Origin of the sequence: Acidocella sp. MX-AZ02 (genome assembly GCF_000306035.1) — a bacterium.
GTDB lineage: Bacteria > Pseudomonadota > Alphaproteobacteria > Acetobacterales > Acetobacteraceae > Acidocella > Acidocella facilis.
The window spans coordinates 322708-335580 of sequence record NZ_JH976210.1; the positions used below are offsets into that span (position 1 = coordinate 322708).

Sequence of the window (12873 nt, forward strand, 5' to 3'; positions counted from 1 at the left end):
GGATGGCCTACTTGTATGGCCTACTTGTCATGTAGGGCTGCCGGCGCGGCGTCCTGCGCCCTCGCCGGCAGTGCTGGGCTGGCTTTACGTCCCCTGCGCCGCCTTGAACGCCTCATAGCGCGCCTTGTTTTCCTCGTTCGGCGGGTACAGCCCGGGCAGCGCCGCCCCGGCCTCGATCTGGGCATAGATCCAGCTTTCCTGGCGCTCCTGCTCGACGGCGATGGCGACCACCTCCGCCAGCAGCGCCTGCGGGATCACCACCGCGCCGTCATCGTCCACGACGATGACGTCGTTCGGGAACACCGCGACGCCGCCGCAGCCCACCGGCTCCTGCCAGCCGACGAAGGTAAGCCCGGCGACGGAAGGCGGGGCGGCGATGCCGGCGCACCAGACCGGCAGCTCGCTCGCCAGCACCCCGGCGGCATCGCGCACCACCCCGTCCGTCACCAGCGCGGCGACACCGCGCAGGCGCATGCGCCGGCAGAGTATGTCACCGAAAATCCCGGCATCGGTGACGCCCATCGCATCGACGACGGCGATGCAGCCCTCCGGCATCGCCTCGATGGCGGCACGGGTGGAGATCGGCGAGGCCCAGGAGGCCGGGGTGGCCAGATCCTCACGCGCCGGCACGAAGCGCAGGGTGAAGGCTGGGCCGACCAGGCGCGTCTGCCCCGCCTTCAGCGGCTTTGTGCCGCGCAGCCAGACATTGCGCAGCCCTTTCTTCAGCAGCACCGTGGTCAGGGTGGCAGTGGAAATGCCCTCCAGCGTGGCGATGGTGGTGGCGTCGAGCTTCATCGATAGCTCCCCTCAGGCCCCGTACCCAACCACGCCTTTGATCTCCAGGAACTCATCCAGCCCCCAATGCGACCATTCGCGGCCATTGCCGGATTGCTTGAAGCCGCCGAAGGGGGCGGAAATCTTCGTCGGCGGGGCGTTGATATAGACCGTCCCGGCGCGCATCCGGCTCGCCACCGCCCGTGCCTTGGCCAGATCCTCGGACTGGATATAGGCGGCCAGCCCGTACACCGTGTTGTTCGCCTCGGCGATCGCGGCTTCCTCGCTGTCATAGGGCATGATCGCGAGCACCGGCCCGAAAATCTCTTCCCGGGCGATGCGCATCTCCGGCGTCACCCCGGCGAACACGGTCGGGCGCACATAATAGCCCCGGCTCAGCCCCTCCGGCCGGCCTGGCCCGCCGGCCACCAGCGTCGCCCCCTCGGCGATCCCCGCCTCGATCAGCCCCTGGATCTTATCGAACTGGATCTTGCTCACCACCGGGCCGAGATTGGAGTTCTCCGAGCGCGGATCGCCCACCACGAAATTCGCCGCGGCGGCCCGGGCCAGCTCCACCACCTCCTCATGGCGGGCGCGCGGCACCAGCATGCGCGAGGGCGCGTTGCAGCTCTGGCCGCTATTGGAGAATAGATTGGCCACACCCTGCGGCACCGCCTTGGCGAAATCCGCCTCCGGCAGCAGGATATTGGGGGATTTGCCGCCCAACTCCTGGTGCACGCGCTTCACCGTGTCCGCCGCCGCCTTGGCGACGAGAATGCCCGCCCGGGTGGAGCCGGTGAAGCTCATCATATCCACATCCGGATGCGCGGAGAGCGCCGCGCCGACGCTGGCGCCATCGCCATTCACCAGGTTGAACACGCCCTTGGGCACGCCGGCTTTTTCCATCACCTCGGCGAAGATGATGCCGGTGAGCGGCGCCACCTCGGAAGGCTTCAGCACCATGGTGCAGCCCGCCGCCAGCGCCGGGCCGACCTTGCAGGTGATCTGGTTCAGCGGCCAGTTCCACGGGGTGATCATCCCCACCACGCCGATCGGCTCTTTGACGATCTGCATGTCGCCTTCCATCCAGGCGAATTTATACTCTTTCATCACCCGCACGATCTCGCGCAGATGCGCCTGGCCGATCCAGGCCTGCGCGTCGCGGGCGAAGGCCAGCGGGGCGCCCATCTCCTGGCTGCAGGCCTGGGCGATATCCTCATAGCGCTTGTCATATTCCGCCAGCACCGACTCCAGCAGCTGCAGCCGCTCCCTCGGGCTGGTGCGCGAGAAGCTCTCGAAGGCCGCCTTCGCCGCCGCCACCGCCTTGTCCACATCGCCAGCGGAGCCGCCGGAAATGGTGGTGAAGGCCTCTTCGGTCGAGGGGTCGATCACCTCGATCGCCTGCGGGGTGATCGGGTCCACCCACGCCCCATCGATGAAGAACTGCATATTATGGCTCATAAAAACGCTCCGCGTCATGAATTTGCGGCGATCCTACCGGCAGAAGGGGGCGGCTTGTCAAACCCGGGCCCCTCTGCGGGAGGACCGCCGCATGTCCATAAGCTGACAGGGTTTACATGTTTCCGTTGGGTTACAGCCGGGGCTTTTGCGTTGATCCCGCCTGTAACCGCCCCACCTCTTTTTCAGCATTGTCCAAAAAGGAGCACATCATGCCCGACGATCAACGCCAGATTGTGGATCAGCTGGCCAAACGTCCCTACGCGCAGACGATGGTCGGCCACAAGGCCCTGGTGACGGGCGCCAGCTCCGGCCTTGGCCGTGCCTCGGCCCTCGGCATGGCCCGCGCCGGGGCGGATCTGGTGATCGATTATAATGGCAGCCCGGAGGCGGCTGACGAGCTGGCGCATGAGATCGAAGCGCTGGGAAGGCGCGCCATCACCGTGCAGGCGGATGTCTCCAAGGAAGAGGATGTGGAGGCGCTGTTCGCCGCCGGGGTGAAGGAATATGGCACGCTGCACGCGGTGCTGAGCAATGCCGGCATCCAGCGCGACGCGGCTTTGCTGGACATGACGCTGGAACAGTGGAACGCGGTGATCGGCGTCAACCTCACCGGCCAGTTCCTCACCGTGCGCGCGGCGGTGCGCGAATATAAACGCCGCGGCCCGCAGCCGGAGGTCTCGGCGGCGCTGGGCAAGATCGTCTGCATGAGCTCGGTGCATCAGCAAATTCCCTGGGCCGGCCACGTGAATTACGCGGCCTCGAAAGGCGGCATCAACATGATGATGCGCAGCATCGCCCAGGAAGTGGCGCCGATGCGGGTGCGGGTGAATGCGGTGGCGCCGGGGGCGATCCGCACGCCGATCAACCATGATGCCTGGGCGACGCAGGAGGCCTACGATAATCTGATGAAGCTGGTGCCCTATAACCGCATCGGCGAGCCGGACGATATTTCCCGCGCTGTCACCTGGCTGCTTTCGGATGAGTCCGACTACGTCACCGGCGCCACTTTGTTCGTCGATGGCGGCATGACGCTGTATCCCGGCTTCGCGCACGGGGGATAACATCATGGCGGCGAAAATCGAGGATTATGCCGTTATCGGCAATGGCGAGACGGCGGCTTTGGTCTGCCGCGACGGCTCGGTGGACTGGCTGTGCATGCCGCGCTTCGACAGCGCGGCCTGTTTCGCGGCTCTGCTCGGCGATGAAAGCAATGGCCGTTGGCGCATCGCCCCCAGCGGCGCGCACCGCTCGCACCGCGCCTACCGGGGCAAGACGCTGATCCTGGAGACGTTCTATGAAACCGATGGCGGCAGCGCCAAGCTCATCGATTTCATGGCGCGTGAGGAAGGGCGTTCTTATCTCTGCCGGCGGGTGGAGGGGATTTCCGGCACAATCGAAATGAATGCCGCTTTGTGCGTGCGTTTCGATTACGGCGCCTCCATCCCCTGGGTGACGCAGCTGGGGGATGGGCGGCTGAAATTCGTCGTCGGGCCGGACCAGCTGGTGCTGCAATCGAGCATCCGCCCGGCCGACGGCGCCATTCGTGACCAGCTGCATTTCACCGTCAAACAAGGCGAGATCATGGATTTCGCTCTGGGCTGGACGCTCTCCTACCGCGACGAACCGCCGCCGGTTGATTTGCAGGCGGCGCTGGCGGAGACAGAGGATTTCTGGACCGGATGGGCGGCGCGCTTCCCCGGTGCGGGCAAATATAGCGATGAAGTGCAGCGCTCGCTGATCACGCTGAAATCGCTGGCGCATTTCGAAACCGGTGGGATCGTCGCGGCCGTCACCACCTCGCTGCCCGAGCAGCTCGGCGGCGAGCGCAACTGGGATTACCGCTTCTGCTGGCTGCGCGATGCGACGCTGACCCTCTACGCCTTGCTCGAATCCAATTATGTGGAGGAGGCGAAGCGCTGGCGCCATTGGCTCTCGCGCGCCATCGCCGGCAGTGCCGAGCAATTGCAGATCATGTACCGGCTGGATGGCGCGCGCCGGCTCGATGAATATGAGCTGGACTGGCTCCCCGGCTATGAAAACTCCAAGCCGGTGCGCATCGGCAATGCCGCCTCCGGCCAGGTGCAGCTCGATATCTATGGCGAGGTGCTGGACGCGCTCTATTTCGCCCGCAAGCAGAATCTGCCGCAGGAAGAGGGCGTATGGAATCTCGTTCTGGAATTGCTGGAGCGGCTGGCGAAGATCTGGGACCAGCCGGATGATGGCATCTGGGAAATGCGCGGCGGGCGAAGGCATTTCACCCATTCCAAGGTGATGGCCTGGGTGGCGTTCGACCGCGCGGTGCGCCTGGTCGAGGACTATGGCCATGAAGGGCCGGTCGGCGAATGGCGGCGCATCCGAAAGGCGATTCACGAGGAGGTCTGTGCCAAAGGCTTCGATAAATCCCGTAATTGCTTCGTGCAATATTACGGCGCGAAGGAGGTTGATGCCTCCTTGCTGCTGATCGCGCTCACCGGCTTCCTGCCGGCGGATGATCCGCGTGTCGCCGGCACGGTGAAGGCGATCGAGGAAGATTTGCTCAGCGAAGGTTTCGTGCTGCGCTACCGCACCGAGGCCGGGACGGACGGGCTCTCCGGCAATGAAGGCGCGTTCCTCGCCTGCAGCTTCTGGCTCGTTGATAATTACGTGCTGCTCGGCCGCTTCCAGGAGGCGGAGGAATTGTTTGAAAAACTCCTGTCCCTGCGCAACGATCTCGGCTTGCTGGCGGAGGAGTATGACGCCAGGGCGAAGCGGCAGGTCGGCAATTTCCCGCAGGCTTTCTCGCATATCGGCCTGATCAACTCCGCCTACAACCTCACCCGCGCCAACGGCCCGGCGGCCAAACGCGCCGACGGCGATGGCGCGGCGGCGCCGGTGACATCCTCGGAGGCGGTCTGATATGGCTGAGCATTACGATGTCATCGTCATTGGCAGCGGCCCAGGTGGCGCCAGTTTCGCGCAGCGTCTGGCGCGCACCGGCAAGAAAATCCTGATGCTGGAGCGCGGCGATTATCTGCCGCGCGCGCGCGCCAACTGGGATGCGAAAACCGTGTTCATGCAAGGCGCCTACCAGGCGCGGGAGGATTGGCGGGATAAGGACGGGAAAATCTTCCATCCCGGCCTGCATTATTTCGTCGGCGGCAATTCCAAGGTCTATGGCGCGGCTCTGTTCCGCCTGCGCGAGCGCGATTTCGGCCTGCTCGCGCATGAGGACGGCCCATCCCCCGCCTGGCCGCTGAGCTACCAGGATTTCGCCCCTTGGTATGACGAGGCGGAGGCGCTGTTCAGCATCCATGGCCAGGCCGGCGAAGACCCGACCGAGCCGCCGCGTGGCGCCTTTCCGCACCCGCCGGTCTCGCACGAGCCGGTGATCGGCGACCTCGCCGCGCGTCTCTCCAGGCAGAATCTGCATCCGTTCCATATGCCGCTGGGCATCAAGCTGACCGAGGCGCATGGCAAGCCCACGCCTGAGAGCGTGTGCATACGCTGCGATGCCTTCGATGGCTTTCCCTGCCTGCTCAACGGCAAGGCGGATGCGCAGGTGATATGCGTCGACCCGGCGCTGGCGAAATTCCCGAATCTGGAGCTGCGCACCAATACCTACGTAAAGCGCCTGCACGCCAGCGCGAATGGCCGCGCCATCAGCACAATCGAGGTCGAGCAGGATGGCGAGACCTCTCGGCTCAGCGCGGATATCGTCGTCGTCGCCTGCGGCGCGCTCTCCTCCGCGCTGTTGTTCCTGCGCTCCTTCAGCGATGCGCATCCCAATGGCCTCGCCAACCGCTCGGATCAGGTCGGCCGCAATTATATGCGCCATAATCAGTCGATCCTGATGGCGCTGATGCGCACCCCGAATGACGATGTGTTCCAGAAAACATTGGGCCTGTCGGATTTCTATTTCGGCACGCCGGAGACGCCATCACCGCTCGGGCTGGTGCAGATGTGCGCGAAGGTGCATACCGGGCAGATTCTCGGCGAGGCCGTGCCCTCCTGGCTGCATTGGCTGCCGAAACTGCCCTTCGACATGATGGCCCGCCACGCCATCGATTTCTGGCTCTCCAGCGAAGATATTCCGAAGCCGGAAAACCGCATCGCCTACAAAGACGGCAAGGTGCAGCTGGATTTCACCGAAACCAACGCCAACGAACATCGCCGCCTGCGCCAGGAATTAAAGCGGGTCTTGAGCAAGAGCTATAAATGGGGGTCGGAGCGTCTGGCCTATTTCTCGCTGCCGATGGGGCTGGAGGCGACTTCGCATCAGGCCGGCACCATGCGCTTCGGCACCGATCCCGCCAGCGCCGTGCTGGACATCAATTGCAAGGCGCATGAGCTGGATAATCTCTACGTCACCGATGCCAGCTTCTTTCCTTCCATCGGCGCGGTGAACCCGACTTTGACCATCATCGCCAACGCGCTGCGCGTCGCCGCCCATGTCGAGGCGCGTCTGGCATGAATTTCCTGCTCCACACCGCCCCCGACATCCTCGCCAGGGTGCTGCTGGTCTGCATGTTTCCGCTCTCCGCCTACGATAAGATCGTGCATTGGCGGGAGGCGATGGCGCAGGAGGAAACCGAGCCCTTGCCCTTTCCCGAGGCGCTGATGGTGGTTGCCATCGCCATCGAGGCCCTCACCCCGCTCTGCATCGTCTTTGGCTGGCATGACCGTCTCGCCGCCTTCATCCTGGCCGGCTTCTGCGTCGTCACCGCCATCCTCTTCCATCCCTTCTGGAAATATCCGCATTTCTGGCGCGATGCCGGCGATGGCCGCCAGCATTTCTGGGATTTCTTCAAGAATCTTTGCCTCGCCGGCGGGCTGGGCCTGCTGGTGATCAGCGCCGGTCCGGTAGGGCTGGGCGCTGTCGTGACCCACCCGCTTTCCAATGCGCCCTATAGCGCGCCGCCATCCCCCTGAAAGGAGCGACCATGCCGCATGTTCCCTATTGGCATCTCTGGACGGATGTAGATGGCATCAGCCATTTCTCCCAGGCCGTGCTGGAGAATTTCAGCTTCGAAGGCGTCGGCGGTGCCGACCCGCAATGGAACAACAAGCTCTTCACCGGCCAGAGCGCCATCGTCTTCACCGAACAGCCGGTCGGCTGGGTCGGCGAATGGCATGAAAATCCCAAGCCGCAATGGATCGTGCCGATCTCCGGGCGCTGGTGGGTGGAGGCGATGGACGGCACGCGCCGCGAATTCGGCCCCGGCGATGTGCAGTTCGGCGAAGACCAGAATTGCCGGGACTCGAACGGCAAGCGCGGCCACCGCTCCGGCACCATCGGCGATGTGCCCTGCGTGCTGATGTGCGTGCAGATCGACGCCAAGCCGCAAAAACAACCGGGGCACTTCAAGTGAGCCTGTACGACATCCAGGATCCGCGCTTCAACCATCTCACCCTCGGCAACGCCCAGCTCGAAACCTTGGCGGATGGCTGCCGCTGGCTCGAAGGCCCGGTCTGGTTCGCGGATCAGGAGTTGCTGCTGTTTTCCGATATTCCCAATAACCGCGTGCTGCGCTGGTGCGAGAATGTCGTCACCACCTACCAATCCCCATCGGATTTCGCCAACGGCCATGCGCGCGACAATGAAGGGCGGCTGATCTCCTGCCTGCATCATCGCCGCGCCATCACAAGGCGCGAGCTTGATGGCCGCGCCAGCATCCTTGCCGATGAATATGACGGCAAAAGGCTGAATGCCCCGAACGATGTCACCATCCAGCGCGGCACCGGCGCGATCTGGTTCAGCGATCCCGTCTATGGCATCATGACCGATTACGAAGGCGGCAAGCAGGCCCCCGAACGTCCACCAGCTCTCTACCGGCTGGATGCGAACGGCACGCTCAGCATCGCCTCGGACGATTTCACCGGCCCCAACGGCCTCGCCTTTTCGCCGGACGAAACCCGCCTCTACGTCACCGAAACCGGCGACCAGTTCGACCCGCATACAGACCGCCATATCCGCGTCTTCGATGTGCAGGACGGCAAGCTTTCCAATGGCCGCATCTTCGCACGGATCAGCCCCGGCTATGCGGATGGCATCAAATGCGATGTCGATGGCAATCTCTGGTGCAGTGCGGGCGATGGCGTGCATTGCCTCTCGCCCGAAGGCGAGATGCTGGGCAAGATCGTCATCGGCGACACCGTCTCCAATCTCTGCTTTGGCGGCCGGCATCTCTCGCGCCTGTTCATCTGCGCCGGTACCAGGCTGCTCGCCCTCCACACCAACAGCAGAGGCGCCGCATGAGCCTGCTGCGCGTCGCCCGCAATGTCTCGGATCTCGACCGGCTCACCGCTTTCTACATCGCGCTGGGCTTTGAACCGCAAGGCGGCGCCGAGGCGGATGTGCCGCTGGCCAACCTGCTCGGTGTTTCGGCGCTGCGCCGCCAGCGCCTGCGCCTGGGCGCGCAGACGCTGGATCTCACCGCATGCCTGCCGGTCGGCGCGGCCTACCCGGCCAACGCTCCCGGCAATGCCAGCCTGTTTCAGCATATCGCGCTGCTCACGCCCGATATCCATGCCGCCGCCCCCCGCGCTTTGGCCGCCGGCGCGCAACCCATCTCGCACGGCGGCCCGGTGCGGCTGCCGCCCGAGTCCGGCGGCGTGACCGCCTGGAAATTCCGCGACCCGGACGGGCATCCTCTGGAATATCTGCAACGCGACGCCCCGCCCGGCTATGACCATTCCGGCATCGTCGCCACCCGCCCGGATGCGTCCCTGCCTGTCTATGCCGCGCTCGGCCTGCATCTCCAGGCCGAACAGCTCAACCAGGGCCCCGAGCAGGCGCGGCTGGATGGCGTGCCCGGCGCCAGCGCGCGCATCCTCACCTTGCGCGGCGCCGAGGGGCCGGGAGTGGAGCTGCTCGCCTACAGCCACACCGCCCCCTACGCGCCGCCGCACCCGCCGGACCTCGCCGCCGACCGGCTGGTCTTCAAAGGCCCGCACCCCGCCTTGCAGCGCGACCCGGACGGCCATCTCATCGAAATCGCCCCCGGCTGAGCCTCCACCTTCCCACCCCGCCGCAACCGCGTTACCCTGGCGCCGATGGTTCCTCCCCGGAGGATGAAAAGGGAACGCGGGTGCAAATCCCCGGCTGTCCCCGCAACTGTAAGCGCAGAGCCGCGCGCCACATGCCACTGGGAAACCGGGAAGGCGGCGCATCCGGCAGAGACGCGTGAGCCAGGAGACCTGCCATCGAGAGCGTCAGCGTGAACGCATCGGGCGGGGTGTCCTGGTGGGTGGGTCTTTTGCCGGGCCCGCCTTGTTCGCGGTGGCAACGCTGTTGAACGAGGCAAACCATGCTGTCTTTACGCGCCCCCGGCGCCGGCCTGCGCGCCAAGGTGATCGGGATCTATCTCTTCCTCTTCGCCTTCAATATCGGCGCCTGGCTCTGGGCGCTGCTCTCTTTCCGCCACCACCCGGTGCTGCTCGGCACCGCTCTGCTGGCCTACATCTTCGGGCTGCGCCACGCGGTCGATGCCGACCACATCGCCGCCATCGACAATGTCACCCGCAAGCTGATGCAGCAGGGCCAACGCCCGGTCGGCGTCGGCTTCTTCTTCTCCATCGGCCATTCCGCGGTGCTGCTCATCGGCGTCGTCGTCATCGCGGCAATGACCGTCACTCTTGCCGACAGCTTCAATAATTACAACGAAATCGCCGGCACCATCGGCACGCTGGTCTCCACCCTCTTCCTGCTGCTGATCGCGTTGATGAACCTGCTCATCGCCTTCGCCGTCTATCGCAGCTTCCGCCATGTCCAGCGCGGCGGCGCCTATGTGGAGGAGGATTTCGACCTGCTGCTGAACAAGCGCGGCCTGCTGGCCCGGCTGTTCCAGCCGCTCTTCCGGCTGGTGAGTCGCAGCTGGCACATGCTGGCGTTGGGTGTCCTGTTCGGGCTGGGGTTTGACACCGCCACCGAGGTCACCCTCCTCGGCATCGCCTCCACCCAGGCGCTGCACGGCATGTCGCTCTGGCCGCTGCTCACCTTCCCGCTGCTCTTCGCCGCCGGCATGTCGCTCATCGACACCACCGACGGCATCCTGATGCTCGGCGCCTATGGTTGGGCCTTCGTCAAGCCGGTGCGCAAGCTCTATTACAACCTCACCATCACCTTGGTCTCCGCCCTGGTGGCGCTGGTCATTGGCGGCATCGAGGGGCTGGGGCTCATCGCCTCGGAATTCGCCCTCGGCGGCTGGTTCTGGGACCATGTCAGCGCCCTTAACGACCAGTTCGGCGCCATCGGCTATATCATCATCGGGATTTTCATCCTGAGCTGGGTCGTCTCCACCCTGGTCTATAAATTCAAGCGCTATGACGAGCTGGAGATCACCGCCGCCCAGCCCTGAGCCGTCTCACGCCTGCAGCGTCCGCGCCCGGATCCGCTCCGGCGCGGCGCCAAACCAGCGCTTGCAGGCGCGCGAGAACGGGCTCAGCTCGGCATAGCCCAGCAGCTGCGCCACGCCCGAGATCGGCAGATGCGCCTGGCCCAGATAGCTCGCCGCCAGCGCCCGGCGCACATCCTGCACCGCCTGCGCGTAGGTCAGCCCGTTCTCCGCCAGCCGGCGCTGCAAGGTCCAGCGCGCCAGCCCCAAAGCCTGCGCCACCTCCGCCACCGGCGGCGCCCCCTCGGGCAGGCGCGAGCGGATTTCCGCCCGCACCCTGGCCTCCAGCGGTACGATCTTGCCCGGCAGCCGGCGCTGATAAACCTGTGCCGCCAAGGCCGCGAACCGCCCGGCATCCGCGCCGGGCATCCGGCGCGTCAAATCGCCAGGGCGGAAAATAATCGCATTCGTGCGCTGCCCGAAAAACACCGGCGCCCCGAACACCGCCTCATGCGCCCGCGCATCGCCCGGGGCCGGGTGCTCAAACTGCACCTCCTCCGCCCGGAACCCCGGCCCATAGGCGGTGCGCAGGATGTTCTGGAACATCGCGATGGTCAGCTCCGCATCCTGCCGGCGCTCGAAAATCCGCCAATCGACAATCCGGTATTCCAGCCGCAGCAACCCGCCTTCCGCCACCAGCCGCGCCTCGCTGGCCTGCTGGTGCAGGGGAAACAGATCCGTCAACTGCCGCAACGCCGTGCCGATGCTGGGGGCGGCCAACGCCAGATCCCCCACCAGCCCATGGCTGGAGGCCGGAAAATCCCGCCCATAAAGCAGCCCGAAATCCGCCCGGCCGGACAGCAGCGCGGCGCGCTCCATCACCTCGACATAAGAGGACAAAGCGAGCCCCCCCTCGCTATCCGCCCGCAAGCCAGACGCATCCACCCCGGCCGGCCCGAACACCCGGTCCGCATCCGTTCCCAAATCCTGCAATAACGGCAATAGCCCCGCCGTGGCACACAACGCCACCCGCGGCACCCCACCCGCACCCAACCCCATTTTTCTGCGCCTCCTCCCGCCACCCCAATAGGGCCGTGGTGGGCGTTTCTCCTGAGGGGGGAGGTTAGGCCGGGTTGGGGGTGGGGGGCAATATTCCCAAAAAAAAAATGAGACAATCTTGACTTCTGTTATATTTAAACAAAAGTTAACTAAACTCTAGGTGGCTTTTGACATGAAGATCGAACGTATAAAAATTAGCAACTTCAAAAAAATCGATAGTGTCGAATTAGCGTTGGGTGCGGTTAATTACTTGGTTGGCGGCAATAACGCGGGAAAAAGTAGCGTGTTGCAGGCCGTTCATATGGCGGTCTCATGCGCAAAATTATCAGTCCAGCGAGGGGAGGCTGTAATTCCCGAGTCAGAGGTCAGATACTCCCCCACCTCAGAATTTACGTCGCTCGGACACTTTGCTCCCTATGAAAACAGTAAACTGGGCTCAAGGGGACGGGTTGAGTTCTTTGGCACTACGTCAGATGAAACGACTGCAAGTTATAAAATAGAGATATACAAAGGAAGAAACTATGGAAGTGTTGGCGTCGATCGAACAGGAGTCTATCCAAATTTCGGTCAGATAGTTGTTGATCCGAAAAAACTTTTTTCGGTGTATGTTCCGGGTATTTCAGGTATACCTCATAGAGAAGAGTACAAGAGCTATGCTAGTGTTTTTCAAAAAGTTGCCGGTGGAGATGCAAATCTAGTTTTTCGAAACGTGATTCGCCTGCTTCAGGAGCGTGATCTTTTAACTAAAGTTGAAGATCTAATGGCTGATTTGGTTGGTAACTTTAATATCAGGCTGAATCACGACCAACTCGTCGACACTTATTTGAAAGTTGAAGTATCACTAGATTCATCAAAGTTTGTGCCCCTGGATCTAGCGGGTACCGGTGTCCTACAAATTTTACAGATCGTATCGTATGTTGCTCTTTTTGAGCCTACGCTACTGCTGATCGATGAACCCGACAGCCACTTGCATCCATCGCGCCAGTCACTTTTGTCAAAAGCGTTTAACAAAATTTCAAATGATTATGGTGCGACCATTGTTGTGTCGACGCACAGTCGGCATTTGCTGGCTTCTGCCGATACGAATGCAAAGATAATTTGGATGAAAGATGGGCTTGTTGAATCTGAGGACTGCCGAGATCTTGCAACGATCCTAACAGTTTGCTGAAAAACCCCGAAACTTGGTTTTATTTTTTCTGATTTAGCTTTGGGGCCTGGATTTTGGTTCAAGTGATTGAAGTTTCTTGCCGGTTTCTGGACTTTTTTC

General features: G+C 63.2%; 12 protein-coding genes and 1 riboswitch. Of the genes, 9 read left to right on the top strand and 3 right to left on the bottom strand.

Translation table 11 applies throughout. The annotated features are described in order from the left end of the window. Positions 1–84 precede the first annotated feature (84 nt). Together MXAZACID_RS16160 and MXAZACID_RS16165 are read right to left on the bottom strand one after the other, a co-directional pair. Entirely contained in the window at positions 85–795 is a 711-nt protein-coding gene (locus tag MXAZACID_RS16160; protein WP_008495585.1) for a ribonuclease activity regulator RraA, read from the bottom strand. A 12-nt stretch (positions 796–807) separates the two neighbouring features. Next, positions 808–2235 (bottom strand): aldehyde dehydrogenase family protein, encoded by a 1428-nt coding sequence (locus MXAZACID_RS16165; protein ID WP_008495586.1) that lies wholly within the window; start codon positions 2233–2235, stop codon positions 808–810. Between the two features lie 209 nt (positions 2236–2444). On the opposite strand from MXAZACID_RS16165, the gene MXAZACID_RS16170 reads away from it, so the two are divergent. The 8 genes from MXAZACID_RS16170 (at position 2445) to MXAZACID_RS16205 (ending at position 10571) form a co-directional block, all read left to right on the top strand. Continuing rightward, positions 2445–3296, top strand: a complete 852-nt coding sequence (locus MXAZACID_RS16170; RefSeq protein ID WP_008495587.1) for a glucose 1-dehydrogenase — start codon at positions 2445–2447, stop codon at positions 3294–3296. A gap of 4 nt (positions 3297–3300) precedes the next feature. After that, entirely contained in the window at positions 3301–5130 is a 1830-nt protein-coding gene (locus tag MXAZACID_RS16175) for a glycoside hydrolase family 15 protein (RefSeq protein WP_008495588.1), read from the top strand. A 1-nt stretch (position 5131) separates the two neighbouring features. Continuing rightward, positions 5132–6685, top strand: coding sequence for a GMC oxidoreductase (locus tag MXAZACID_RS16180; RefSeq protein ID WP_008495589.1), 1554 nt, complete (start codon positions 5132–5134; stop codon positions 6683–6685). Continuing rightward, the gene (locus MXAZACID_RS16185) at positions 6682–7143 is read left to right on the top strand and encodes a DoxX family protein (RefSeq protein WP_008495590.1); all 462 of its coding nucleotides are present in this window, start codon (positions 6682–6684) and stop codon (positions 7141–7143) included. Before MXAZACID_RS16180 ends, MXAZACID_RS16185 begins: the two co-directional genes overlap by 4 nt. An 11-nt stretch (positions 7144–7154) precedes the next feature. Further along, a complete protein-coding gene (locus tag MXAZACID_RS16190; RefSeq protein ID WP_008495591.1) occupies positions 7155–7583 on the top strand; it encodes a hypothetical protein in 429 nt (142 codons plus the stop codon). Then, complete coding sequence (locus MXAZACID_RS16195) at positions 7580–8470, top strand: SMP-30/gluconolactonase/LRE family protein (protein ID WP_008495593.1); 891 nt, start codon at positions 7580–7582, stop codon at positions 8468–8470. Before MXAZACID_RS16190 ends, MXAZACID_RS16195 begins: the two co-directional genes overlap by 4 nt. Further along, the gene (locus MXAZACID_RS16200) at positions 8467–9222 is read left to right on the top strand and encodes a VOC family protein (RefSeq protein ID WP_008495594.1); all 756 of its coding nucleotides are present in this window, start codon (positions 8467–8469) and stop codon (positions 9220–9222) included. The genes MXAZACID_RS16195 and MXAZACID_RS16200 overlap by 4 nt, the downstream gene beginning before the upstream one ends. Positions 9223–9251: 29 nt before the next feature. Beyond that, positions 9252–9434: riboswitch (cobalamin riboswitch) on the top strand. 87 nt (positions 9435–9521) lie between these two features. Next, positions 9522–10571 (top strand): HoxN/HupN/NixA family nickel/cobalt transporter, encoded by a 1050-nt coding sequence (locus tag MXAZACID_RS16205; protein WP_008495595.1) that lies wholly within the window; start codon positions 9522–9524, stop codon positions 10569–10571. A gap of 6 nt (positions 10572–10577) precedes the next feature. Here the strand turns inward: MXAZACID_RS16205 and MXAZACID_RS16210 are convergent, their stop codons facing one another. Beyond that, positions 10578–11606, bottom strand: coding sequence for an AraC family transcriptional regulator (locus MXAZACID_RS16210; RefSeq protein ID WP_051060401.1), 1029 nt, complete (start codon positions 11604–11606; stop codon positions 10578–10580). A 172-nt stretch (positions 11607–11778) separates the two neighbouring features. Between MXAZACID_RS16210 and MXAZACID_RS18445 the strand changes: the two genes are divergently transcribed. Then, entirely contained in the window at positions 11779–12774 is a 996-nt protein-coding gene (locus MXAZACID_RS18445) for an ATP-dependent endonuclease (protein ID WP_008495597.1), read from the top strand. Positions 12775–12873: the final 99 nt, after the last annotated feature.